This is a genomic window from Nocardia speluncae NBRC 108251 (genome assembly GCF_001613245.1).
Taxonomy (GTDB): domain Bacteria; phylum Actinomycetota; class Actinomycetes; order Mycobacteriales; family Mycobacteriaceae; genus Nocardia; species Nocardia speluncae.
In genome coordinates this window covers 84641-109207 of the sequence record NZ_BDBZ01000007.1, presented here as the reverse complement: position 1 = coordinate 109207, position 24567 = coordinate 84641, and the positions used below count along the sequence as shown (strand labels likewise).

Here is a 24567-nt window from a genome sequence, read left to right as displayed (position 1 = left end):
TGTTTCACCTGTCCTTCCGGAATGCGAGCACACTGCCCTCGGCATCGGCGGCGATATACAGGGTCCCGTCGGGGCCGGCCGCGATACCCGCGAACGGCCCCTGTGGCCCGGAGAAGGGCGGCATACCCAGCAGCGGTTTCGGCGTCACTCCTGGCGGCGCACCCACCGGGAGGTTCCACGCGAGCACCTCGCGCGCTGTGGTCTCCAGATCGACCGCGACCAGGTTCTTGGCACCGGAATCGACGATCAGCAGCTGCGATCCGCGGATCAGCAGGCCCTGCGGGGTGTCGAGACCGTCCACCACGGTGTCCACTCCCCCGGCGGTCACCGAGACAACCCGGCCCGCCCCGGATTCCGCGACCAGGCAGGTGCCGTCCACGGTGAACGCAATGCCGATCGGCTTGTCCAGCCCGGCGGCCAGCACCTCGGCTCCGCCGTCGCCGCGCAGCCCGAGCACCCGGCCGGTGCCGAACTCGGTGGTCACGATAATTCCGCCGGGCCCGGCTTCGATCCCGTACAACTGATCGAGCGGCGCGTCGGCGCCCGCCAGGAATTCACTCTCCCCGCTTGCGGGCCGCCACCGGGCGACCTGACCGCCCGCAGTCGCGACGAGGAACTCCCCCGGGCCGGCGGCCGTCACACCCCGCACGAAGCCCGGATACCCCGGGCTGAACAGCATCCCCAGGGTTTCGAGCCCGTCGGGACCGACCGCATAGAAGTAGGTACCGTCGGCAACGAACAACGTGCCGTCCGGACCGACAGTCAGATCCAGCGGCCAGTTCAGTCCGCCCGGCAGCGTGGTGCGGGTGGTGCCGTCGGCGCGGATCTCGGTGATCTCACCGGTGAAGTTGGAGACGAACAGCCGACCGTTCACCAAGGTGCAGTTGTCCAGGCCCGGGTCGAGCTGGGCGAGGACGGTTTTCTCGCCGTTGCGGGGGTCGATCCGCAGCACCTGTCCCGAGGCGACCTGGGTGGAGACGATGCATCCGTCCGCATCGAATTTCACCGAATCGGGTACGCCGAGGTCCCCGGCGACCCGTTCGGGTTCACCGCCGTCGGGATGGATCCGCCAGATCTCGTTGAGCCCCATCACCGGGTAGTAGAGCAGCCCGTCGGGACCCACTTCCATGGCGTTCGGCTGTTCCAGATTTTCCAGCAGGACCCGAGGTGCGCCACCGTCGAGCGGCAGTTCCATGAGCCGGCCGCCGGGCCGGCATTCGTTGACGAACAACCGGCCCTGATACACCGTGATGCCGTTGGCGCTGGGCAGATCCGCGCGCAGCAAGCGAGTGGTGCCGTCGGCGTTTCGGGCGCTCACGCGGCCGTCCATCACCTCGGTGGCATACAGGTTGCCGTCCGGGTCGAACGCGCAATCGTCGGGCGCGACGATATCGCCGCCCTTCGCGCTGATGGTTTCGATCGCACCGGTATCGATATCGAGGGCACTGATCTGACTTCCGGTCACCTGGGCGATAAAGATCCGCCCGTCCGGCCCGGTCCGCAATCCGTTGGCCCCGAACAAGCGGCTCGGCGGGGTGATCCGCCGCTGACTCCAGCCCGCCGCGAGTCCGATCGACTGGCCGCCCTGATAGCGAGCCTCTTGCTGCAACATTCCGACTGACTCCCAACCGACCCGGCCGCTAGCGCTGATCCGCCTCGATGTCGAGGACTTTGTAAGGAATCTAACGCTCCATCCACGCAAGCGCAATAAGTATTGCAATCTTTGTAAGGATAGAAGGGAGCATGAGGTATCCGCGCATCCACCAGAGCTTTCAATGCCACCCGAGCGCCCCCCGGGGCACCTCGCCCACTAATTGGAGAATACCATTCTCCAATTAGGAGATGGATAACTCTGCCCAGATCGGCGGGGGCACTCCGCGCAGGTCGGGCCGGACGCACACCGCCCCCGGGAAAGAGGAGCCGGCCACCGATCACCGCCGAGGGAAAAGCGCTGAGCCGGCCCGCTACGAACGCCGGTTCAACCGGTCCGGAGGATGCGGGAACAGACCCCTACTCCCGATCGGGGCAACACCCGAGCAGAAGAGGTGGCCGGCAGCGCCGGACGGTTCATCCACCGCGCCGTGTCAGAAATAGGTCCCACTGAACGGGTGATCCTGCACCGCGAACAACGCATCGGCGACGGCAGCCGCCCCCGGCCGATGCTCCGTTACCCGGCCCGCAAGCGCCATATGACGCCATGACGTCCCGCCGAGATAGGCGGCCCCGAGCGTGGCGATATCGGTGCTGAGGTCGGCGGGAGCGTCGGTTGCGACCACGCCGCTCCCCGCGACCCGAAGGCGCGTGTTGTTGGCCGGCAGGATCGGGTCCGTCACCGCGAGAACTACCGGCGCACCGGGTTTGTAGGCGCGGCGACGCAATGCGGCGGCCACGTCGACCAACCGTAACCAGGTCTCGTCGCGGATATCGGTGACGGTGACCGCCCGCTCGTCGGTCAGCAGGTGCCGCAGCGGCGCATCGGGCGCCGCCATCGGGATCACCACGGAATCGACGATATCCGCGGCGAGCAGGTGCCGGATGAGCCCGAGGTAGGCCGTGGGGGTGGTGGCGACCAGATCGTCGACCACCACCGTGCGTTTCGGGTCTCGTGCCCAGGCGGCGGATTCGGCGCCGTGGTAGCGCACGAACCCGTCCTCTGCGCCGGGGTCCCCGTGCACGGCCACATGCCCGCGATCACCCTTCACCTGCAGCAATCGCCACCATTGCGGCGGCCGGTCGATGGCGCCGACCCACGACACCCCTGCGGTGGCGTAGATCTTGGCCGGCACCTCCCATATGTCGGCGGGCGCAAGCAGCCGAACCGGCCCCGACTCCGGGACGGTATCGCGGAACCGCACCCGCCGCCGGTCGATCTCCAGGCGCGCGGCCGACCCCGCAATCCCGTATCCGAACCGCTCGTAGATCCCGCCTTGAGTGGCCCGCAGCGTGGCGACGATCTCGCCGCGCTCCGCGATATCGGTGAGCTGGTGGCGAAGCAATGCCGACGCGATCCCCTGCCGGGCATGCGTCGGCAGGACACCGACATGGGTAACGGCGGCATGCGGCAACCGCTCCCCGCCCGGCACGACCAGCCAGCTCGTGTACGAGTTGGCGGTGCCGACGAGTTCGCCGCCCACTCGGGCACCAAAAGTCCGGCCGGGTTCGTTGAGCCCATCCGCGGCGGCAGGGTCCAGCAGCGGTACTCCGACCATGGCGGTCCGGAAGACCTGCTGGGCGGCCCACAGGTCCGCCCGGTCGGTCAGTGCTCCGATATCGACGGACATAGCCGAGGCTCCGTTTCTGCTGGGATCGGTACTGCTCACCGCGCGAACCGGTGGTGCAGGCCATGGGGTTCTCCGCCCACTACGGTGCCATGTCGGCCCTGCACCAACTCACCCCCTGCAACCCACTGATCAGAAGTCGCAGCATTCACCCGGACGATCGCGGTTGCCACCCGAGGGCAGTCGCCGTGCCCGAAAGCAGCTAGAGCAGGACCGATTCGATGCCTACGACACCGCGACCCGCTCGTCCGCGGATGCGGGCAGCGGTGGTAGTTCGAGATTGTCGCGAAGGGTCGCGCCGAGATAATCGGTGCCGACGATATTCCGGCGCCGCAATTCCGGGAGTAGTCCATCGGTGACGAAATCCCGCGTGCGTGGATCGTCGAGACCGCCGAGGGATACGACATCGAGAACTCCCGCGCGATACCGCTCCTCGATGGCGTCGGCCAATTGTTCCGGCGTGCCCGCCGCCGACCAGTGTCCGGTGTGGCGAGACTCCAGGATGAGTTCGCGCAGGGTGCGCCCCGAGGCGGCAAGGCGGGCGAAGATCTCGACCCTGCCCCGCCGGCGGTGTACCGATCCGGGGTCGGGTAGCAGCGATTCCGGCAGCGGCCGGTCCAGCGGGAGCCCGGACAGGTCGATACCGCCGCCGAGCATATCTGCGAGTAGCCGCCGCCCTGCCTCGAGGTCGAAGGATTCCTCCTGCTCCCGCACCAGCCGGGCGGCCTCGGCCTCCGTTGCTCCGTAGGTGGCGTGCAGTGAACTGAAGATATAGGGCAGTCCCGGCGCCCGGCCCAGTTCTCGCGCGCGGGCCCGGATCCCACCGGTGTAGGTGAGCGCATCGTCGAGGGTGGTGAGCGAGGTGAAGACGACCTCGGCGAAACGGGCCCCCAGTTCCACTCCGCCCGCCGACTGACCGGCCTGGAACTGCACCGGCCGGCGCTGCGGCAGCGGCGGGATGTTCAGCGGTCCGCGCACCGTGAAATAGCGGCCGCGGTACTCGATGGGCCGGACCCTACTCGGGTCGAGAACGGCCCCGCCGTGGCCGTCGGAAGTCAGCGCGCCGTCCTGCCAGGAGTCGAAGAGGGCATGTACCACCTCCAGGGATTCCGTGGCCCGCGCGTAGCGTTCCTCCGGGCCCGGCAGCTCCAGATCGCTGTAGTTCTCCTCCCCCAGCGACGAGGTCACCGCGTTCCAGGCGGCGCGCCCGTTGCTCACGTGGTCGAGGGTGCCGAACAGCCGAGCCAGATTGTACGGATGATGGAATGTGGTCGTCACGGTGCCGATCAGGCCGATACGCGAGGTGACCGCGCTGAGCGCGGAGAGGTAGATCAGCGGTTCCTGCGCGCCGATCGCGCCCTGCGCACCGAAGCTGAGCAGATCAGCGGCGAACAGCGCATCGAATCTGTGCTCCTCGGCGATCTTCGCGACGGTGAGCGCGGTATCGAGCGTCGACCGGCCCGGGTCCACAGCGGCGCCGTAGATATCGGTTCCTCCACTGACCCCGGTCACCGTTTTCAGATATCGCCGGGTACTACTGCCAGATGCCACCGGCCGACGGTACGACGGCTGTTGCGGTGCGGAAACGCTTGCGCTCAGCGTGATTTCTGCGCCGCCACCCGGAGATCTGGACGGCGGCGATCCCGGTGGTGGATTTTCCGAAGAGTCCCCGCACCTGTAGCAGATGATGTCGTTGCTGTCACCGTTGAGATTCCGGGCGAATCCAATCCCCGCGTCCGGAATACGACTCGCGGCCGGGGCGGTTGCGGCGGATATGGCACTCACCACACCGATCGGAATCGCGCTCAATCCCGGCCCTGCCGCGGCGAATACCGTCGACGATCTCATCGAACGGGCACGTTCCGTACAGCGCGCGGGGATCGACCGGGTCTGGTTCGCGCAGCGTTTCGACTTCGATTCGCTGTCCGTCGCCGCGGTGGTCGGCGCGACGGTTCCGGGACTGCGGACCGGGACCTCGGTGGTGCCGATCAATCCGCGACATCCGCTCGTGGTGGCGAGCCAGGCGCAGACCGCCCATGCCGCGAGCCATCGCCGCTTCACCCTCGGCCTCGGCCTCGGCGCGCGGGCGCTGGAGGAACCCGCGTTCGGGGTGCGTACCGACCGCCCGATCCTCCGGTTGCGGGAGTATCTGACGGTCCTGCGCTCGGTGGTCACCACGGGAACCGCCGATTTCACCGGTGAAACACTCGCGGCCGCCCCACCGCTGCCCGCGGCGGTCCCGGGCGGCGACGGACCCGATATCGTCGTGGCCGCGATGGGCCCGCAGGCGGTCGCCGCATCCGGGGAACTCGCCGACGGGATTGTGCCTTTCCTGGCCGGCCCGCGCACGCTCGGCGACGATATCGTGCCCCGGGTCCAGAAGGCCGCCCACGCCGCGGGGCGTGCGCGGCCGCGGGTGGTCGCGGGAGTCGCGGTGGTGGTCACCACCGACCCCGACCGGGTCCGTGCCGAGGCCGCCGGACAAATGGCCTTCTACGACGCGATCCCGTCCTATCGTTCGGTGCTGGACCGGGAAGGTGTCGCTACCGCGGCCGAACTTCTGGTGACCGGCAGCGAAACGGAGGTCGAGGCGCAGCTGCGCCGCTATGTGGACGCGGGAGCGACCGAACTGCTGGTAACGCAGACGGATCTGGGTGGTGCCGAGGACGAACGCGCCACCTGGCGATTCCTGGGTTCGATCAGCGGCATCGGCTCCTGAATTCCGGCTGCCGCCGCATTTCGCTCACTGCGCGTCCAATTCTTCCCGGCTCCGGCCCACCTCGATAGCGTCGACCCTCGTGCCGGTTTTCGGATGGTCGGCCGGGCAGCCCTGGTCGGGCAGAAGTAGGGAGATCGGTGTGGCCGGCTCGGGGCGAACTGTGCGGTGCGGACGATGACCGCCACTGCACAGCCGGTGCAGACCCCGGCGCAGGCACAGGATCCGGCGGCGCGGCGCAGCTACCGCAGACTGCTGCGTCCCGCGTCGACCCGGCTCGGCGCCCTTGTGCTGGTCTTCGGGCTGTGGGTACTGGTCACGGCGACCGGGCTGGTGGATCCGCTGTATCTACCGTCGCCCGGCGCCGTCTGGGATGCTTTCGTGCGGGCCAGTACCCGGCATTCGATCGCCCCGGGCGTCGATCGAATGGTGATCGGTGCGCAGGACTATTACCTCTGGGAACATCTGGTCGCCAGTCTGCAACGGATCGGCGCCGGGGTCGGGGCGGCCGTGCTGGCCGGGCCGCTGGCCGGGTTCGTCATGGGCATGCTGGCGCCGGTGCGGCTGATCACCGAACCGATCCTGAACTTCCTGCGCGCCCTGCCCCCTTTGGGATATATCGGTTTGCTGATCGTCTGGTTCGGTATCGGTGATGTATCGAAGATCTGGCTGCTGTTCCTGGCCGCATTCCCGCCCATTGCGATCGCCACACTCAACGGTGTTTCGGGGGTGCGGCAGGATTATCTCGACGCCGCCCGTTCACTGGGCGCCGGTCGCGAACAGGTGATCATCCGGGTCGTTCTCCCCGCGACCCTCCCCGAAGTGATCAGCGGTATCCGAATCGCCACCGCGTTCGCCTGGACCACCGTCGTCGCCGCCGAGCTCAACAACGGTATACCCGGGATCGGTGGGCTCGCCTATATCTCCGGAACCCAGCTGGACACTCCGCTGACCATTGCCTGCATCATCGTGATCGGCTGCGCGGCACTGATTCTCGATTCGGTTATCAAATTCGCCGGTGACGCGGCAGTTCCCTGGAAGGGCAAGGTATGACACGCACACTGCGTACGGTTCTGGCGCTGGTTCTGGCTTTCGCCGCCGCCGGATGCGTGGAATCCGGTCGCGGCGATACCGGCGCGCAGAGCGGCGCGAACTGCCCGTTCGAACCGGATACCGGGATCACCGCGACCGCACGTCTCGGCTACCAGGCGATCCCCAACGCCGACCTGTACGTCAAGGACCGGGGCCTGCTCGAGGCGTGCCTGCCGAATGCGACCATCACCTGGAGCCGGTTCGCCTCCGGCGCCGACGTGGTGCAGGCCTTCGGCGCGGACAGTGTCGATATCGCCACGCTCGGGTCCAGCCCGGCCACGAAGGCGGTTTCGGCACCGCTGAACCTGCCGGTGCGGGTGCTGTGGATTCACGATGTCATCGGCGAATCCGAATCGCTGGTGGCCAAGGACCCGATCACCGATGTCGCCGGTCTGCGCGGGAAACGGGTCGCGACCCCGTTCGGCAGTACCGCGCACTACAGCCTGCTGGCCGCACTCGACGCAGCCGGACTCACCGGTCGGGTCGACCTGGTCAACCTACAGCCCGAGGCCATCCCCGGCGCCTGGACCGGTAACCAGATCGACGCCGCCTGGGTATGGGCACCCACGCTACCGAAACTCCTCGAGGCGGGTGGCACAGCCATCGCGTCCAGCGCCGATACCGCCGCCGCAGGCTCGGCGACCTTCGATGTCGCCGCCGCGACGACGGCATTCCTGGACCGGCACAGCGATTTCGCGGCTGTCTGGGCGAAGGTGCAGAACTATGCGATCGGACAGTTGCGGGACAACCCGCAGGACGCGGCTGTCGCGGTGGGCGCGCAGTTGGGTATCGAGCCACAGCAGGCCCTACCGCAGCTGGCCGGGTACACCTATCCGACTGCGGCCGAACTGGCCGGGCCGCGGTATCTGGGTGGTGACTTCGCCGGTAACCTCCGCAGTACCGCGCAGTTCCTGCTGGCCCAGGGCGATGTTGCAGCGGTCGGCAGCGAACAGGACTACCTGGCCGCGATCTATCCGGACGCGGCGCGGGCCGCGCAGTGAGCGCGACCGCGCACCTGGTCACCTGTACGGCGGTGGCCAAGAGCTATCCGGGCGGCGACGAACCCACGCAGGTGCTCGCACCGACGGATCTCACCATCGAGAGCGGCGAATTCGTCTGCGTCGTCGGCCCGTCCGGTTGCGGGAAGACGACCCTGCTGAAACTTGTGGCCGGTTTCCTGGAGCCGACACAGGGCACGGTGTGTATCGGTGACCGGCGGGTCACCGGCCCCGACCCGGATCGCGGCGTGGTGTTCCAGCAACCCGCGCTGTATCCGTGGCTGTCGGTCCGGCAGAACATCGAATTCGGGCCGAAGGTTCGTGGTATCGCCCGTGCCGAACGCACGGCGGCGGCCGAACGCCTGCTCGCCATGGTCGGCCTCGACGGGCTCGGCGGCCGCCGGCCCTACGAGCTCTCCGGCGGGCAGCAGCAACGCGCCCAGATCGCCCGCGTATTGATCAACGACCCGCAGATCATCCTCATGGACGAACCCTTCGGCGCCCTCGACGCACTGACCAGGGAGAAGCTCCAGGGCGAACTCCTCGCGCTGTGGCGGGACCGCCGCAAAACCGTTCTGTTCGTTACCCACAGCATCGATGAGGCACTACTGCTGGGCACCCGGGTGCTGGTCATGGGCACCCGGCCGGGTCGCATCATCTACGACCACCCCACAGATTTCAAGACCGATCTCGGCGACGCACCTTTCCAGGTACTCCGCACGGACCCTGGGTTCACCGCCATGCGCGACGAGGTCGCCCAGCACATCTATACCGCCCACGCGACACCGTGACCGGCCGCTACGGTGCGGCCGACGAACGCCGCCCGGCTGCACGACCTGGTCGGCGCCACCTGTATCGGGCTCACTGCCCGGCCCCCGGCCGCCCGTCAGCCGCCGCGGAGAAGTTCGACGGCGACCGCCCGGCCGATCTGTAGTGGCTCGATCGCATGCTCGAGTTTGGAACCGGCCAGGGCGCCGTCGTATATCAGCTGGATCCGGCGGGCGAGGCCGGGGGGATCGGCGGCGCCGCGGATCCGGAGCAGTTCGGTGAGGGTATCGAACATCCAGCGGCGGTGCGCGACGACGGGAGCGAGCGGCTCGTCCGGGAATTCCGTTGCGGCGTTGGCGTATCGGCAGCCGCGGAAACCGCGGTCCGGGGCGGAAGCCAGGGCGAGGTCGAAGAAGGCGAGGATCCGGTCCTGCGGATCCACGACCTCGGCGATGGCCTCGTGCCAGCGGGCGCGATCGCACCGGTCGAGGTTCTCCAGATAGGCAACGACCAGTGCGTCCTTGGATCCGTAGGCGGAGTACATACTGGCCCGCGCCACCCCGGCCTCGGCCAGTACCCGGTCGATACCGACCGCGCGGATGCCGTACCGGGCGAACAGGGTGGTCGCGGTGTCCAGCAGTCGTTGTGCCGGCGTGGGTTTGCCGCGACGGTCTGCCGGGGACACCGCGGGCTCTGTTGTCGTGGCCACGTTCCCACCATAACCATGCCAGCGTATAGACAGATCGTTCTGTCTACGGTTAGTCTTGATTCGTGACCCGCAGCAACCTCACCCGCCGCCTGCACGTGGACCTCGTGCGTGTGGCCACCGCTGCCTGTCGTCACCAGCGCTGATCCCGCTCGGCGTCGCCGAGTAATCCTCACGCGCATTCCCGGCGTCGACCGCCGTCAGCGGTCGCGTCCCTTCGTAGATTCCACTGTGGGAAGGCAGACCGCCCATGTCCTTGTACCTGTACGAACTCGTGCCCACCGGCCCCGCAAACCGGACGATCGAAGAATTCGGCGCCCGGGCCGAGAAAGAAGGCGGTGCCCTGATCGAGGCACAGGTCACCGGTGCGTCACGGATCTTCGCGATCACCGAATTCGCCGACTGCCGCGCCCCAGCACTGCCCGCGGACGATGTACTCGCGACCGCCGTCGACGGCCCGCATCAGGTCCGACTGGTCGGCGCCGAACTGGCGGCGATCAAGGCCGCCCGCCCCACCGCGGGGTACCTGGTCGAATGGGATATCCCCGCCGAGATCGACATGGACACCTACCTCGCACGGAAGAAGGCGAACGCACCGAAATACGCCGATGTGCCCGAGGTGAGTTTCCTGCGCACCTACGTCCGCGAGGATATGGACAAATGCCTGTGCTTCTACGACGCACCCGACGAGGCCGCGGTGCGCCGGGCCCGGGACGCGGTGAGCACGCCGGTGGACCGGTTGCACGAATTGGCGGACCCGAAGATATGACCGCCACTGTCATCGCCCTGTCCGCCGTCACCGGCTTCGTCCGCGACCGCGCCGCCGACCTCGATCTCGGCCGTACCGATATCCGCCCCGATATCCGCGAAATCGGCGGACACGGCTTGTTGTCGGCCGGGCTGGGCGGTTCGGATATCCGCGAGATCACCGAGCTGGTGGAGCAGGTCGCGGGCGAAAGCCTGGCCGCGGGCTTCTCGCTCTGGGCGCAGCGGATGTCGCTCGAATACCTCTGGCGCGCACCGGGGCCGGTGCGCGAGCAGCACCTCGACGACCTGGCCTCGGGGCGGCGTATCGGGGTGACCGCCATGGCGGCCGCGCTCAAACACCTCGCAGGACTGGGCGAACTGCCGTTACAGGCAGACGAAACCGACGGCGGCCGGATCTCCGGTCCGATCGCGTGGGCCTCGAATGTTTTCGACGACTCGGTGATCGTCTTCCCATTCCGCGACGGCGACGGTCGCGGCCGGGTCGGGGTGGTGGCCGCCGATGCCGCGGGAGTCCGCATCCGCCCGGCACCGGAATTGCTCGCCCTGGGCGCCACCGCCTCTACCGGTTTGACCTTCGAACAGGTCGAGGTTCGGGCGGATCAGCTGGTCACCGCGGACCTTCCCGGTTTCTGCGGCGCCATCCGGCCGGTGTTCCTGCTGTTGCAGTCAGCGTTCTGCACCGGTATCGCCGGCACCGCGGTCCGGGAGTCCGGTCACCGCCTCGACGGCCTCGGCGCCCAATTCCGCGACGAATACCGCCAACTCGCCGGCCGGTACACCACCGCCCGGCAGGCACTATACGACCACGCCGCCGACGCCCACGCGACACCACCGGCCGAACTGCTGCGGTTGCGGCTCGAGGCCGCGCGGCTGGCAGTGGACGCGACCCGCCTGGAATCCACCCTGTGTGGTGGCGCGGGCTACGCCCTGCGCTGTGGTACCAACCGGCGGTTCCGCGAAGCCGCCTTCCTCCCTGTTCAATCCCCTTCGGAAGGCCAGTTGCGGTGGGAACTGTCGCAGTACGACTAGCGGATGCCCGCAAAACCTTTCCAGGCCGCGCCGACCCCGTACTCGACGGTGTGGATATGCAGATCGGCACCGGCGAACTGCTGGTGATACTCGGCGCCAGCGGCAGTGGTAAATCGACACTGCTGCGGGTGATCGCGGGACTGGAGCGGCTCGACCGCGGCGAAATCGTCTGGGATACCGAGGCTTCCGAGAACCCGGCGACGGGCATGGTGTTCCAGCAGCCCTTGCTGATGCCGTGGCTGACGGTGCGCGACAACGTCCGGTTCGGTGCGCGCTTCGCCCGGCACCGTGCGAGTTTCGACCCGGACTACGCCGACGACCTGCTCGGCCGATTCGGGCTCGGTGGTCTCGCCGGACATCGTGTCGGCGAGCTCTCCGGCGGGCAGGCGCAGCGGGTCGCGGTGATCCGAGCGGTGGCCGTGCGACCGCGACTGCTGTTGCTGGATGAACCGTTCAGCGCGCTCGACCCCGCCGTCCGCGCGGATCTGCAGAGCTGGCTGGCCGGCCTGGTGCGGGAGATCGGCTGCACCACGGTGCTGGTCACCCACGATATCGACGAGGCGCTGCGGCTCGGCGACCGGATCGTGCTCATCGGCGCGGGCGGCACCGTCCGCGAGGAATTCACCGATCCCGGCGGATCCTCGCAGCCCGATCAGCTGCGGCAGCGCATCATCGACCGCTACCGGGATTCGTCGGTGACAGTATGAGTGTGCCCTCGATATCGCGGCGTGGCCTGCTCTGCGGGTGCGCCGGACTGGTGGCGGCGGGTGGTATCGCCGGAATGGCCGATCTCGGCCGGGCCGCGGCACGACGGCGCGGCGGCGGCGGGGAACACCTCCGTATCGGCTATCTGCCGATCACCGATGCCGCGCCGCTCCTCGTCGCCGAACGCACCAGCAGGGCAGTAGATTTCGCTGAACCGGTACTGTTCCGCAGCTGGGCGGCACTGGCCGAAGCGTTCCTCACCCGGCAGGTCGATATCGCACATCTGCTGATGCCGATGGCGGTGCAGCTGAAGTTCGGACTCGGCGCACCGGCGCGGATCCTCGGGTGGAACCACACCAACGGATCGGCTCTCACGGTCGCGCCCGGGATCACCGAACTCGGGCAGCTGGCCGGAACACAGGTCGCGATCCCGTTCTGGTGGTCGATCCACAACATCGTCGTCCAGCAGCACCTGCGCGCGCACGGATTGCGGCCGGTGATCCGTGGTTCGGCGTCGCGGTCGGCGGGCACAGTGGAACTGGTGGTGATGAGCCCGTCGGATATGGTTCCTGCGCTGGCGAACGGTTCGATCAGCGCGTTCACCGTGGCCGACCCGTTCAATGCCGCCGCCGAACTACGTGGGGTCGGCCGTATCCACCGGTTCCTCGGAGATCTGTGGCGGGACCACGCGTGTTGCGCGCTGGTGGTCCATCAGGATCTGGTGGACCGGCGTCCCGCGGCTGCACAGGCGGTCGCGGATGTGGTGGTCGCGGCCCAGGGGCGGATCGCCACCGACCGGCCCACGGCCGCGAAACAACTGGCGGACAGGTACCTGCCCCAGCCGCTGCCCGCGATCACCAAAGCCCTCACCTATTCCGGCGAACTCCCGGTCCGCCACCCCGAGTGGCAGCCTCAGCGAATCGGATTCCAGCCCTTCCCTTTTCCCAGTTTCACCACCGCACTGGTAACCGCCATGCACGACACCGTGGTCGACGGCGACACCCGCTTCCTATCCGCCCTCGACCCCGACCGGGTGCACGAACAGCTCGTCGACGACCGATTCGTCCGCGCCGCGCTCGACCACGCGGGCGGCCCGGCCGCGTTCGGGTTACCGGACCGGCTCACCCGCACCGAGGAGATCGACCCAACGTGAACACCGTCGTCAACCGGCCGCTCCGGACTCCCCCGTGGCTGCCGCGGCTCGCCGCCGTGGCAGCCGCGATCCTGCTGTGGTGGGTACTCACCGACCTGGTGGCCGGGCCCGGTTCGCTGCTGCGCGAATTCGGGCCGCAGCATGTGCCCGGCGCGGCCGCGCAACTCTTCGACCGCGGCGTTCTGCTTCCCGATATCGCGGTCAGTATGTGGCGGCTACTGGTGGGGCTGCTGATCGCGGTCACCGTCGGTGTTCCGCTCGGGCTGCTGCTCGGCCTGCACGCCGCCACCGAGCACGCGGTGGCGCCGGTCGTGCAGTTCCTGCGGATGATCTCGCCGCTGTCCTGGGCACCGATCGCGGTCGCACTGTTCGGTATCGGGAATCAGCCGGTGATCTTCCTCGTCGCGGCTGCCTCGGTCTGGCCGATCGTGCTCAATACCACGGCGGGGGTGCGGGCGATCGATCCCGGGTTGCTCCTGGTGGCCCGTTCGTTCGGTGCGTCCCGGCGCGAACAGCTGTCGGCGGTGGTTCTGCCCGCGATCCGGGGCCAGGTGCAGACCGGTTTCCGGGTCGCCCTGGGGATCGCGTGGGTGGTGCTGGTGCCGGCGGAGATGCTCGGCGTCCGCTCGGGGCTGGGCTACCAGATCCTCAATGCCCGCGATCAGTTGGCCTACGACCAGGTGATGGCCGTGATCGTGGTGATCGGCATCATCGGCTACGTGCTGGATTCGCTGTCCCGGATGGTTCTCGACCGCCGGTGACCCGCCAACCGTCGGCGGTCCGGCTCGTCGTCCGGCAACGAGCTCAACGGGAAGACGGATCGGTCTCACGAGCGTACCGATCGAATCACCATGGACGTACCGGCGGATCGGCATGCGTAGCGTGTGCTGCGTACCACCGCCAGCCGCGAGCACGAACGGACCCGAGGGAGCGCGATCGTGTTTTACAGCAGTGGGAACTATGAGGCATTCGCCCGCCCTCGCACACCGGCAGGCGTCGAGAACATGAAGGCATGGCTGGTAGGGGCCGGTCTCGCCGCTATGTCGGCGGCCGCATTCCTGATCCGGGACGGCCGGATGCCGGGCAACCGGATCACGATTCTGGAGCGACTGAAGCTCCCCGGTGGCGCACTCGACGGCATCAAGGAGCCGGAGCGCGGATTCGTGATCCGGGGCGGACGCGAGATGGAGAACCATTTCGAATGCCTCTGGGACCTCTTCCGGTCGATTCCCTCGCTCGAGATCGACGATGCCAGTGTCCTCGACGAATTCTACTGGCTGAACAAGGACGACCCCAATTATTCGCTCCAGCGCGCCACTCACCACCGAGGTGAGGACGCACATACCGATGGGCTTTTCGCGCTGAACGAGAAGGCACAGAAGGATATCGTTCGAATATTCCTCGCCACCCGCGAGGAAATGGAGGGGAGGAGAATCGACGAGGTGTTCGGGGCGGACTTCCTGAAGAGTAATTTCTGGCTTTACTGGCGCACGATGTTCGCTTTCGAGGAATGGCACAGCGCACTGGAAATGAAGCTGTATCTGCACCGGTTCATCCACCATATCGGTGGTCTGCCGGATTTCTCGGCATTGAAGTTCACCAAATACAACCAGTACGAATCGCTGGTACTTCCGCTGTACCGATGGCTGCTCGACCAGGGTGTAACCTTCCGCTTCGATACGGAGGTGACCGATATCGATTTCGATCTCGGCGCCCAGCACAAACAGGCATCACATATCCACTGGGTGTCCGAGGGCGTACCCGGTGGCGTCGACCTGGACGAGAACGATCTGCTGCTGATGACCATCGGCTCGCTGACCGAGAACTCGAACAACGGGGACCAGCACACTCCGGCCCAACTCGACGAAGGCCCGGCCCCGGCGTGGGATCTATGGCGGCGGATCGCGGCAAAGGACCCGTCCTTCGGCCGTCCCGACGTATTCGGCGGTCATATACCGGAGACGAAATGGGAATCGGCGACTGTCACCACATTGGATTCGCGGATCCCCGAGCATATCCGGCGAATATGTAAGCGAGATCCGTTCAGCGGCAAAGTAGTCACCGGTGGAATCGTCACGGTCCGTGATTCGAGCTGGCTACTGAGCTGGACAGTCAACCGGCAGCCGCATTTCAAGCAGCAACCGCCCGACCAGATCGTCGTCTGGTTGTATTCGCTGTTCGTGGACACTCCGGGTGATTACATCCGCAAGCCCATGCAGGACTGCACGGGCGAGGAGATCACGCAAGAATGGTTGTATCACCTCGGTGTGCCCGAGGGCGAGATATCCGAACTGGCCGCGCGCGCAGCGAAATGCGTTCCGGTGATGATGCCGTACGTCACCTCGTTCTTCATGCCCCGGCATGCGGGCGACCGGCCGGACGTGGTCCCGGACAAGGCCACGAACTTCGCCTTCATCGGCCAGTTCGCCGAAACATCCTCGCGCGACTGCATCTTCACCACGGAATACTCGGTGCGCAGTGCCATGGAGGCCGTCTACCAGCTGCTCGATATCGAACGTGGAGTACCCGAGGTATTCGGTTCCACCTACGACGTTCGCGCGCTGCTGGCGGCGACCACCCGGTTACGTGACGGCGAAGCGGTGGATATTCCGGGCCCCGCCTTCCTGCGCGATTATTTCGTGCGCCGGCTGGAATCGACCGAAATCGGCGAACTACTCGAAGAATTCGGCCTTGTCGCTGGGCAGAGCCGAGATGCCGAACACAGATGAGAGCTCGGCGCTGAGGAGCGGATCCGGTGGCGATCACCCGGCGCGTCGTAGTGCCCAAAGCTCGCCATCGGGAGACAGTGTCCACTTCACCAGGGAGATGGGATGGCTGCGACCCCCGATCCGACCGCCCTGCTCCACGGACCGCTGTTCTCCCGGCGTATCCCGCTGGACCGCGGCAAGGCGGCCAGCCGTATCAGCGCCTACATCTACGGCAACATCCTCGTCCTGGCCGCCCTCGTGCCCATCGTCACCGCGGAGAAACACCTCGGAATCCTCGTAGTCCTCGGCACAGCCCTGTCCACCTTCATCGCCCACAGCTTCGCCGAAACCGTCGCCCGCACCGTCCGCGAACACCGCACCCCCACCCTCGCCGACCGGCTCCGCGAACTGCGCAACTCCGTACCGATCCTCACTTCCGCGGTGCTGCCCTGTGTCGTGCTGGCCGCCGGGTGGCTGGACTGGCTCCAACCCCGGACCGCACAGATCATTGCCGAACTGATCATCCTGATCCGCATCGGCGGCATCGTCTTCGTCATCGGCAGGTTGCGCGGGCAGCGCCCGACCCGCGCCACCGCCGTCGCTGCGGTCCTGCTCACCCTGGCCGCCACCCTCGTGGTGATCATCAAGATCGCACTCACACACTGACCCGCCGGCCGGACGATCCCGCAGCGCGCGCACCCGCTCGACCACGCCGACGCCTCTGCCGCCCGGACACTGCCGGTCCTGAACGCAAATGCGCCGGAAGGAAGGGCTGCGTGGCAGGCGGCGCAGCTGCTATCGCGCGGACGTCTCCGCCGGCGCGAACGGGGAGCCCGGCAGCCGGTTGTTGACCGCATGATCGCCGACGATCCGGGCCTTGTAGATCGACGGGTTGTGCGAGGAGATGGTCCGGGCGTTGCGCCAATGCCGGTCCAGGGCCAGATCCGCATCCACCGCGGAAGCGCTCGCGGCGTCGAAGAGCAGCCAGGTGGCCTCGCTCACCATCCTGGAGTTGAGGACCTGCACTGCCGCGGATTCGACGACAACCTCGGCCAGCAGCGCGGGCCGCTGTACGAGCGGGGCGGCGTGGAAGCGGTCGAACGTTGCTGCCAGGGCGGAGACGCCGGCGCGGGCGGCATAGCCACGGGTGACGACCTCACCGACCACACCGAGGACCTGCGGGTCACTGCGGGGTTCCGGGGCGGCGGCCAGCGGGTAGCTTCTGGTGCGGCCGCGCACGATACCGGCGAGGTCTTCGCCTGCGCGGCGGGTGATTCCGGCCTGGGTGGCCGAATGCACGAACTGGTAGAAGGCGTTGAGGTAGGCGTCCAGGTCCGGGTCCGCGCGGGGGAAGATATGTTCCGGGCGGACCGGAACATCATCGAAAACGGCAGTGCCGCTGGCGGTGTGGCGCTGTCCGAAACCGTTCCAGTCGTCGGTGACGGTGACACCGGGATCGTCACGCCGAACCACGGCCTCGGCGTAGCCGTTCTCGACAGGGACGAGGACATTGATCCACTCGGCGTACAGACTGCCGGTGGTGTAGTACTTGGTGCCGGACAGGCGCGGTGTGCCACCCGTGTCCATGAGCCGGGTATCGCCGTCGACGAGAGAGGTGGCGCCGGCGACCGGTACGGCGGGCCCGCGGACCGACGCGGCCGGACCGAAGAGTTCACCGCTACCGGCGGCCTCCAGAAGTTCGTCCCGGCCGGCCCCGGGTGACTGTGCGCGCAGCGATTCGACGAATCCGAGGTGCCCGCGCACGATCTGGGTCAGGTTGGAATCGGCGGCGGCGACCTCGACCAGCAGTTCGGCCAGGTCGCCGATGGTGCCGTCGGCGCCGCCGAACTCCGCCGGAACGCGCAGGGCACCGAGACCGGCGTCGGCGAGGCCGCGCACCTGGCCGGCGGGCGAACTGCGGTGCCGTTCGCGATGCGCGGCTTCGGCGCGGGCGGTGGCGGCCACTGCGGCGACCTCGTCGCGGATCGTGGCGGTGCTGCGGGTACTCATACGCCGATGCGCTCCTGAGTGCTGGTTCGGGTGGTGTGCAGCCGTGCGTATTCCAGGCGCGGCAGGGAAGCGAGCAGCCGCCGGGTGTAGGGCTCGCGGGGTTCGGTGAAAATCTGGTCGGCGTCGCCCTGTTCGACGGCCCGTCCGCCCTGCATGACCAGGACCCGGTCGCTCATGTGGTGGATTACGCCCAGATCGTGGGAGATGAACAGATAGCTCAGGCCCAGTTGTTCCTGCAGGTCGGTGAGCAGGTCGAGCACCTGGGCCTGGACCGAGACATCGAGTGCGGAGACCGCTTCGTCGAGCACAATGATCTCCGGGTCGGCGGCCAGGGCGCGGGCGATGGCGACGCGCTGGCGTTGCCCGCCGGACATGGTGGCGGGCCGGCTGCCGATATGCGCACCGGCGAGACCGACCACGTCGAGCAGGGTCAGCGCTCGCTCACGCGCCCGGTGCGCCCTGTGTGGGTCACCGAGGCGGACGGCGTCGGTGAGGATCCGGCCCACGGTCCAGCGTGGGTCGAAGGAACTGAGTGGATCCTGGTAGACGACGGCGATCTTGCGCCGGATGCGGCGTTGTTCGGCGGTATCCGCCGCCGGTCGTACGGCGCCGCGATAGCGGATCTCGCCGCCGTCCGCAGTAACCAGCGACAGCGCGATCCGGGCGAGTGTGCTCTTACCGGAACCGGATTCACCGACGATGCCCAGCGTCTCTGCGCGCGCCAGCCGGAAGGAGACATCGTCGACGACCCTGCGGGTGACACGGTCGGGGCCTCGGTAGGACTTCACGATGTGACGTGCTTCGAGCAGGATCTCGCCGGGGTCGGCGGCCGGGCCGGGCCGGTCGGGGAACAGCGTGGCGGCGGTATGTGCGGCGGGGCCGCGGGTCAGCCGGGTGCCCTTGGTGTGTTCGCTGGGAATCGCATCGATCAGCTGCCTGGTGTACGGGTGGCGGGGCGAGCCGAGAACTGTTTCGGCAGTACCGGATTCCACGATCCGGCCGCCCTGCATCACCAGGATATCGTCGGCGAGCCGGGCAACGACGGCCAGATCGTGACTGATGAGCACCACACCGGTACCTGCGGCGAGCATCTCCTCGAGGACGGTGAGGATTTGCGCTTGTACAGTGACGTCGAGTGCGGTGGTGGGCTCGTCGGCAATGACGATCTCGGGGCCCAGCGCAATAGCGGAGGCGATGAGCGCGCGCTGGCGCAGCCCGCCGGACAGTTCCCCCGGGCGCTGGCGTGCCCGCAGCCGTGGTTCGGGGACGCCTACTCGCTCGAGCAGTTCGAGGACGCGCTCCCGGCGGCGGGCGCGGCCGATCCGGTGGTGCAGGCCGATGCTCTCACCGATCTCGGCACCGACCGGGCGCAGCGGGTCGAGGGATACCAGGGCGTCCTGGAGGATGAACCCGATCCGGGTACCGCGGATTCGCCGCCAGCGGCGCTCGGTGGTGGTCAGCAGGTCCTCTCCGTTCAGGGACAGGCCGGCGGCGTCGACGATCGCGGTGTCGCCGGTGAGTCCGAGCAGGGTGCGCGCGGTGACGCTCTTCCCGGATCCCGATTCACCGACCAGGGCGACACAACGACCGGGCTGCACGCCGAAGGAGACATCGCGTACGACCGGCACGATATCCCCGGCCGGTGTGCGGAAAGAGACGTTCAAATGTTCGACGTGGATACCGCGTTCGGCTTCGGTGGTCATCGGTCGGTTCTCCCTTCGGCACGGTCCTGCAGGAAACGCCCGAGCTGTGTGACACCGAGCGCGATCAGCACGATCGCGATCCCGGGGAATACCTCCAGCCACCAGGCGGTCAGGACTTCACTCTTGCCTTCGTTGAGCAGCACACCCCATTCGGCCGAGGGCGGCGCGACGCCGAGCCCGAGGAACGACAGCCCGGAGGCCCAGACCACGCATTGCCCGATACCGAGGGTGAACAACGCCAGCAACGGGCGCAATGCGTTCGGGAAGATGTGCTGGACGAATATGGTGCGGCCGGTATGTCCCAGGGCGCGCGCCGATTCGACGTAGCCGGAATTCTTCACTCCGAGCGCTTGGGCCCGGATCAGGCGCGCGTAACCCGGTGCGGTGCCGACTCCGACGGCGATTACGAGACTCTGTGCGGAAGGTCCGAGCAATGTGACCAGGAGGAGCGCGAGCAGCAGTGTCGGGAACGCGAGCAGGATCTCCAGGAGGCGGTTGACGGGTTCGGCGACCAGGCGCGGTCCGATACCCGCAGCGAAGCCGAGGACGACGGCGATGGCCAGCGCGACCGCGATCGCCCCGACCCCGATGGACAGGGATTCGCGGGTTCCCCAGACGATGCGGCTGTAGAGGTCACGCCCGGCGTTGTCGGTACCGAGCAGGTGGCTGAACGACGGGGCGTCGAGCACATTGTCCAGATCGGTATGCCACGGTGAATGGGTGGCCACGACTCCCGGGAGCAGCGCGGCGACAACGAAGAACAGGGTGATCCCGGCGCAGACGAGCACACGCAGCGGTGGCCGGATGCGCCCCGCCGCGCGGCCGGGCGGTGCCAGGGTGACAGGTGTGGTCATCGGTGGGACTCCAGACGCGGATCGACGACGACGTAGACGGCGTCGATCACCAGGTTGATCAGGATGTAGGCGAAGCTGATCAGGATCACGATCCCCGAGACGACCGGGAAGTCCTTCGAGGTCACCGCGGTGACCAGGACATTGCCCAATCCGGGTCGGGCGAAGACTGTTTCGACCAGCACGGCACCGGACAGCAGGCTGCCCACCGCCCAGCCGGTGAGGGTGATCCCGGGAATCAGGGAGTGGCGCAGCACATGCCGGGCCCGGACACCGGCGATACCCATTCCCCGGGCCCGTGCCGTGAGGACAAAGGGCTGGCGGCCGGCCCGGTCGAATTCGCCACGAATGGCCTGCCCGAGGAAACCGGCCAGCGGTATCGCGAGCGTGACCAGCGGCAACACGGTCCCGGCGAGAGTTGTCCCGCCGAGCACCGGAAACCAGCGCAGCTGGACCGCGAGCACGATGAGCAGCAGTATCCCGACCCAGTATTGCGGCAATCCCGCCGTGATCGTTTCGACCGCGGAGCCGAGTGCCCCGGCCCGGCGGCCGTGTCCGGCGGTGAGCAGCGTCCACGGGATGATCAGTACCCAGGCAAGCACCAGGGCCCCGAGCGCGAGGGTGAGGGTGGGGGCGATCTGTTCACCGATGATGTCGACGACAGGCCGTTGCAGTTGCAGTGATTCGCCGAAGTCACCGCGCAGCAACCCGCTGAGGTAAGTCCAGTACTGCGCGAGGACAGGCTGATCGAACCCGTATTCGGCATTGATCGGGGCGAGTTCTTCGGACGTGCGTTCGATGGTCTGACCGGAGCGGATGTTCAGCAGGATGGTGGCACGGTCCCCGGGCAGGACCGACAGCACCAGGAAGGTGACCGTGGCCGTACCCCACAGCACGAAGACGGCCGAGCCGATCCGCGCGGCAACCGATCGGACGATCGCATCGGCGCGGGCCGCGGACACCGGTGCGGTGGTGGCTTCGGAGACGCTTGCACCGGTCATGACGGCTCCACGAAATAGGCGTCGCTGAAGACGGGCAGTCCATTGCCGCTGTCCTGCCAGACATCCTTCAGGTTGTCGGCGACGGTGAGGTTGTAGGTGTAGTTGTAGAGGCCGACGGCGACGGCCTCGTTCTGGAACCAGACCTGTAGTTCCGCGTATTTGCGGGTGCGTTCGGCGGGTTCCGGTTCGCGTTGCGCATCGAGGATTTTCGCCTCTACCTCCGGATTGTCGAAGAAGGCGGTGTTGTTGCCGTTGGGCGCAGCGGCGGTACCCGCCTTGTAGGTTATGTAGAGGATGCTCGGTGACGGCCACACCCAGTAACCGAAGCTGATCTCCTTCTCGTGCTGTTTCGCGTGGGCGCCGCCGAACTGCTGGGTCGGAGTGAGCGGAATGAGATCGAGTTTGATCCCGACCCGGCGGACCTGATCCTGGACGATCTGGACAGCCGTGGACCCGTCGGGGGTGATGATCGAGCCCAGCCCGTAGGGCAGCCGCGCCTCCAGCACTTTCCCGTCCCGCATCCGGTAGCCCGCGCTGTCGCGCTCGGTCCAGCCGGCCGCATCGAGCAGTCGGTCGGCCGCAGCGGGGTCGTAGGGCAGGGCGTCGTCGACGGGCAGATACCCGGGCGTGGTCTTGCTCAGTGATCCGTTGCCCTCGAACGGTACGGAGCCCTTGAATACCGCACCGGCGATCTTCACGCGGTCTACGGCGTGAGTGAATGCCTGGCGGAGACGACGGTCGGTGAACGGCCCCTGCGCGGTGTTGAAGGTGAGTGCCTGCGGCCGGCCGGTCGCGACATAATTGAGGACCTGGTAGTCGCGGTTGGCGGTCGCCCACTGGGACGAGGGGATGTCGTACACCGTGTCCGCCTGGCCGGTGAGCAGCGATCCCCAACGGGTGGTGGCGTCGGGAACGAATTTCCATTCCAGCCGTTCGGCATACGCGGGACCCTGATGCCGGGCATTGGCGGGTGCGGAGTTGTAGTCGTCGTTGCGCACGAAGTCGATTCCCTCGCCGCGCTTCCACTGCCCCACGATCCAAGGACCGGTGCCGACCGGGGTGAGGCAGTTCTGTTCCGCGGTATGTTCGCGCAGCGCCGTGGGTGATTGGATGCCGAAGTGGCCGTTGGCGAGTTCGTTGAAGATCTCGGGGTTGGGCTCACTCGTGTGCAGGGTGACGGTGTACTCGTCCACGGCGTCGGCGCCGGTGAGGAACGAATAGTCTACCCAGCCCAGGTTTTCCAGCCAGAAGTTCACATTGTCGACCACGGCGTCTGCGTCCAACGGTGTGCCGTCGGTGAAGCGGACGTCGCGGCGCAGGGTGAACGTCACTGCCTTGCGGTCGGCCGACTGTTTCCAGGCGGTGGCCAGCCATGGACGGATCTCACCGTGGTCGTAACTCACCAGCGAGTCGAAGACCTGCCGCGACAGATACGCCTGCTGGACCCAGCCACCCCACAGGCAGGGCGGCTCCTGGTAGTGCGCGTAGGTGATGGTGCCGCCCTCGATTCGCCGGGTGGCCGCGGAGTCGGGCAGTGTGGCCGCCGCGCCGCATCCGGCGGCCAGTACCGCGGTGAGGGCCAGCCCCATCACGGTTGTCGCCGCGCGACGCCCACGTAACCGCGGGCCGGTCACGCCCGGACAGTCCGGTCGCCACCCAGGGTCACCGTATGCGCGCGGTGGGTGGGATCGATCGCGGCTTCCTTGCGGAACAATTTCTCCCGCAGGGTGCCGGGATGGTATTCCCGCTGGGCCAGCCCGCGGCGTTGCAGTACCGGCAGCACGTGGTCGACCCATTCGTCCCACCAGCCCAGGGTCGTGATGGGGACGACGTTGAACCCGTCCACGCCGGCGTCGGCCCAACGCTGCACCTCGTCGGCGATCTGCTCCGGGGTACCGGCGAACCGTCCCGGTAGCAGCGCATGCCGCAGCAGATAGTCGCCCCAGGTGACAGGTGCGCCGTTACCGTGATCGGCGTCGGCGGCAGCCCGCAGAGTGGAACGCACATGCTCGCCGAACGAGGCGCGCTCCTGTAGCTCGGTCAGGGTGGTCGCGGGGTCGAGCCCGAAGAAATCGATCCCGGTACCGCCGCTGTAGAACGCCTGCAACGCGGCGAAGTCGGTGTTGTCGTGCAGGTGACGTTGTTTGCGCAGTGCCTCTTCCTCGGTCGACCCGATCACCGTGGACAGCTGGACGATCTTCTTCAGCGAGGCCGGGTCGCGACCTTGCGCGCGGGCGAGATCGTCGAGAACCGCGATATCACGGCGCGCCGCCTCCGGCGTTACCGACGGTAAGAACGTCACTTCCGCATTGCGCACAGCAAATTCCCGACCGATCGGTGAATTACCGGCCTGAAAAAGAACGGGCGTGCGCTGCGGGGATGGTTCGACAATATGCGGACCGGCCACGCTGTACCTCGGACCACGGTGGTCTATCCGGTGAATCTTTTCCGGATCGAAGAATCTGTTCGTCTCCGGGTCGTGCAGAACGGCGCCGTCCTCCCACGACTTCTCCCAGAGCTTATACGTCACATCGACATATTCCTGCGCCCATTCGTAGCGCTCGTCGTGACCGACAATATCTTCGTACCCGAAATTCTGGAAACCGTTGCGCAGGTATGACGTGACAATATTCCAGCCGACCCGCCCGCCGGTGAAATGGTCCAGTGAGGACAGCTGCCGCGCGAAAGCGAACGGGTGACTCTGGATGATATTGCTGGTCACCGCGATACCGAGATGTTCGGTGACCAGTCCGAGCGCCGAGACGATGGTGACCGGATCCGGCTCCGGGAACTGGGATCCGGCGCGGATGGACGCGGTGCCGTCGCCGAAATCGAGATCGTACACACCGGAAACATCGGCAATGAAAAGGGTGTCGAACCGTCCACGTTCGAGCGTTTTCACTATTTCCACATAGGGATCGAGCTTCGAATAACCGTACTGAACCTGCCCTTCGGGCGTACGCCAGTAGCCATGACTGTGATGATTCGGGGTCAAGTGCAGGAAAGCGTTGTACAGCAATTCACGCGGCACCGGCGAGGCTCAATTCTCTAGACTAAGTAAACAACCGGTGAATGACGCTA

General features: G+C 67.2%; 22 protein-coding genes. 12 read left to right on the top strand and 10 right to left on the bottom strand.

Annotated elements, in window-relative coordinates:
• Positions 1–4: 4 nt before the first annotated feature.
• The 3 genes from NS6_RS09950 to NS6_RS09940 all read right to left on the bottom strand — a co-directional run bounded on the left by NS6_RS09950 (position 5) and on the right by NS6_RS09940 (position 4829).
• Entirely contained in the window at positions 5–1612 is a 1608-nt protein-coding gene (locus tag NS6_RS09950) for an SMP-30/gluconolactonase/LRE family protein (RefSeq protein ID WP_068039868.1), read from the bottom strand.
• A gap of 472 nt (positions 1613–2084) precedes the next feature.
• On the bottom strand, positions 2085–3281 hold the full coding sequence (locus NS6_RS09945) for a GNAT family N-acetyltransferase (RefSeq protein ID WP_068039867.1): 1197 nt from the start codon (positions 3279–3281) through the stop codon (positions 2085–2087).
• Between the two features lie 222 nt (positions 3282–3503).
• Positions 3504–4829 carry an NtaA/DmoA family FMN-dependent monooxygenase gene (locus tag NS6_RS09940; protein WP_068039864.1) on the bottom strand — a complete coding sequence of 442 codons (1326 nt, stop codon included), beginning with the start codon at positions 4827–4829 and terminating at the stop codon, positions 3504–3506.
• Between the two features lie 223 nt (positions 4830–5052).
• Between NS6_RS09940 and NS6_RS09935 the strand changes: the two genes are divergently transcribed.
• From NS6_RS09935 to NS6_RS09920, 4 genes are all read left to right on the top strand, one after another.
• Positions 5053–5997 (top strand): TIGR03564 family F420-dependent LLM class oxidoreductase, encoded by a 945-nt coding sequence (locus NS6_RS09935; protein WP_068040548.1) that lies wholly within the window; start codon positions 5053–5055, stop codon positions 5995–5997.
• A gap of 174 nt (positions 5998–6171) precedes the next feature.
• Positions 6172–7047 (top strand): ABC transporter permease, encoded by an 876-nt coding sequence (locus tag NS6_RS09930; protein WP_084470960.1) that lies wholly within the window; start codon positions 6172–6174, stop codon positions 7045–7047.
• Positions 7044–8087: a taurine ABC transporter substrate-binding protein gene (locus tag NS6_RS09925; protein WP_068039862.1), complete on the top strand. Its 1044-nt coding sequence runs from the start codon at positions 7044–7046 to the stop codon at positions 8085–8087. The genes NS6_RS09930 and NS6_RS09925 overlap by 4 nt, the downstream gene beginning before the upstream one ends.
• Positions 8084–8875, top strand: coding sequence for an ABC transporter ATP-binding protein (locus tag NS6_RS09920; RefSeq protein ID WP_068039860.1), 792 nt, complete (start codon positions 8084–8086; stop codon positions 8873–8875). Before NS6_RS09925 ends, NS6_RS09920 begins: the two co-directional genes overlap by 4 nt.
• Positions 8876–8970: 95 nt before the next feature.
• Here the strand turns inward: NS6_RS09920 and NS6_RS09915 are convergent, their stop codons facing one another.
• The gene (locus tag NS6_RS09915; protein WP_068039858.1) at positions 8971–9561 is read right to left on the bottom strand and encodes a TetR/AcrR family transcriptional regulator; all 591 of its coding nucleotides are present in this window, start codon (positions 9559–9561) and stop codon (positions 8971–8973) included.
• A gap of 62 nt (positions 9562–9623) precedes the next feature.
• On the opposite strand from NS6_RS09915, the gene NS6_RS36440 reads away from it, so the two are divergent.
• The 8 genes from NS6_RS36440 (at position 9624) to NS6_RS09880 (ending at position 16587) form a co-directional block, all read left to right on the top strand.
• On the top strand, positions 9624–9704 hold the full coding sequence (locus NS6_RS36440) for a putative leader peptide (protein ID WP_356954177.1): 81 nt from the start codon (positions 9624–9626) through the stop codon (positions 9702–9704).
• 104 nt (positions 9705–9808) lie between these two features.
• Positions 9809–10327, top strand: coding sequence for a DUF4242 domain-containing protein (locus NS6_RS09910; RefSeq protein ID WP_068039856.1), 519 nt, complete (start codon positions 9809–9811; stop codon positions 10325–10327).
• Complete coding sequence (locus tag NS6_RS09905) at positions 10324–11355, top strand: acyl-CoA dehydrogenase family protein (protein WP_068039855.1); 1032 nt, start codon at positions 10324–10326, stop codon at positions 11353–11355. Before NS6_RS09910 ends, NS6_RS09905 begins: the two co-directional genes overlap by 4 nt.
• Positions 11331–12062, top strand: coding sequence for an ABC transporter ATP-binding protein (locus NS6_RS09900; protein ID WP_084470905.1), 732 nt, complete (start codon positions 11331–11333; stop codon positions 12060–12062). Before NS6_RS09905 ends, NS6_RS09900 begins: the two co-directional genes overlap by 25 nt.
• Positions 12059–13213, top strand: a complete 1155-nt coding sequence (locus NS6_RS09895) for an ABC transporter substrate-binding protein (protein WP_068039852.1) — start codon at positions 12059–12061, stop codon at positions 13211–13213. Before NS6_RS09900 ends, NS6_RS09895 begins: the two co-directional genes overlap by 4 nt.
• On the top strand, positions 13210–13974 hold the full coding sequence (locus NS6_RS09890) for an ABC transporter permease (protein ID WP_068039851.1): 765 nt from the start codon (positions 13210–13212) through the stop codon (positions 13972–13974). Before NS6_RS09895 ends, NS6_RS09890 begins: the two co-directional genes overlap by 4 nt.
• Before the next feature lie 177 nt (positions 13975–14151).
• Entirely contained in the window at positions 14152–15942 is a 1791-nt protein-coding gene (locus NS6_RS09885; RefSeq protein ID WP_068040541.1) for an oleate hydratase, read from the top strand.
• A 102-nt stretch (positions 15943–16044) separates the two neighbouring features.
• Positions 16045–16587, top strand: coding sequence for a hypothetical protein (locus tag NS6_RS09880; protein WP_068039850.1), 543 nt, complete (start codon positions 16045–16047; stop codon positions 16585–16587).
• 129 nt (positions 16588–16716) lie between these two features.
• Here the strand turns inward: NS6_RS09880 and NS6_RS09875 are convergent, their stop codons facing one another.
• From NS6_RS09875 to NS6_RS09850, 6 genes are read right to left on the bottom strand one after another with little or no spacing between them, the layout of a single operon-like run.
• Positions 16717–17931 carry an acyl-CoA dehydrogenase family protein gene (locus NS6_RS09875; protein WP_068039849.1) on the bottom strand — a complete coding sequence of 405 codons (1215 nt, stop codon included), beginning with the start codon at positions 17929–17931 and terminating at the stop codon, positions 16717–16719.
• On the bottom strand, positions 17928–19634 hold the full coding sequence (locus NS6_RS09870; protein WP_068039847.1) for a dipeptide ABC transporter ATP-binding protein: 1707 nt from the start codon (positions 19632–19634) through the stop codon (positions 17928–17930). The genes NS6_RS09875 and NS6_RS09870 overlap by 4 nt, the downstream gene beginning before the upstream one ends.
• A complete protein-coding gene (locus tag NS6_RS09865) occupies positions 19631–20488 on the bottom strand; it encodes an ABC transporter permease (protein ID WP_068039846.1) in 858 nt (285 codons plus the stop codon). Before NS6_RS09865 ends, NS6_RS09870 begins: the two co-directional genes overlap by 4 nt.
• On the bottom strand, positions 20485–21486 hold the full coding sequence (locus tag NS6_RS09860; RefSeq protein WP_068039844.1) for an ABC transporter permease: 1002 nt from the start codon (positions 21484–21486) through the stop codon (positions 20485–20487). The genes NS6_RS09865 and NS6_RS09860 overlap by 4 nt, the downstream gene beginning before the upstream one ends.
• On the bottom strand, positions 21483–23120 hold the full coding sequence (locus NS6_RS09855; RefSeq protein ID WP_210746817.1) for an ABC transporter substrate-binding protein: 1638 nt from the start codon (positions 23118–23120) through the stop codon (positions 21483–21485). The genes NS6_RS09860 and NS6_RS09855 overlap by 4 nt, the downstream gene beginning before the upstream one ends.
• Positions 23117–24517, bottom strand: a complete 1401-nt coding sequence (locus NS6_RS09850; RefSeq protein ID WP_068039842.1) for an NtaA/DmoA family FMN-dependent monooxygenase — start codon at positions 24515–24517, stop codon at positions 23117–23119. The genes NS6_RS09855 and NS6_RS09850 overlap by 4 nt, the downstream gene beginning before the upstream one ends.
• Positions 24518–24567: the final 50 nt, after the last annotated feature.

Coding starts and splice junctions, on each gene's coding strand:
- NS6_RS09950 (WP_068039868.1), bottom strand. CDS start 1,612: ATGTTGCAGCAAGAGGCTCGCTATCAGGGCGGCCAGTCGATCGGACTC.
- NS6_RS09945 (WP_068039867.1), bottom strand. CDS start 3,281: ATGTCCGTCGATATCGGAGCACTGACCGACCGGGCGGACCTGTGGGCC.
- NS6_RS09935 (WP_068040548.1), top strand. CDS start 5,053: ATGGCACTCACCACACCGATCGGAATCGCGCTCAATCCCGGCCCTGCC.
- NS6_RS09930 (WP_084470960.1), top strand. CDS start 6,172: ATGACCGCCACTGCACAGCCGGTGCAGACCCCGGCGCAGGCACAGGAT.
- NS6_RS09925 (WP_068039862.1), top strand. CDS start 7,044: ATGACACGCACACTGCGTACGGTTCTGGCGCTGGTTCTGGCTTTCGCC.
- NS6_RS09910 (WP_068039856.1), top strand. CDS start 9,809: ATGTCCTTGTACCTGTACGAACTCGTGCCCACCGGCCCCGCAAACCGG.
- NS6_RS09905 (WP_068039855.1), top strand. CDS start 10,324: ATGACCGCCACTGTCATCGCCCTGTCCGCCGTCACCGGCTTCGTCCGC.
- NS6_RS09895 (WP_068039852.1), top strand. CDS start 12,059: ATGAGTGTGCCCTCGATATCGCGGCGTGGCCTGCTCTGCGGGTGCGCC.
- NS6_RS09880 (WP_068039850.1), top strand. CDS start 16,045: ATGGCTGCGACCCCCGATCCGACCGCCCTGCTCCACGGACCGCTGTTC.
- NS6_RS09875 (WP_068039849.1), bottom strand. CDS start 17,931: ATGAGTACCCGCAGCACCGCCACGATCCGCGACGAGGTCGCCGCAGTG.
- NS6_RS09870 (WP_068039847.1), bottom strand. CDS start 19,634: ATGACCACCGAAGCCGAACGCGGTATCCACGTCGAACATTTGAACGTC.
- NS6_RS09865 (WP_068039846.1), bottom strand. CDS start 20,488: ATGACCACACCTGTCACCCTGGCACCGCCCGGCCGCGCGGCGGGGCGC.
- NS6_RS09860 (WP_068039844.1), bottom strand. CDS start 21,486: ATGACCGGTGCAAGCGTCTCCGAAGCCACCACCGCACCGGTGTCCGCG.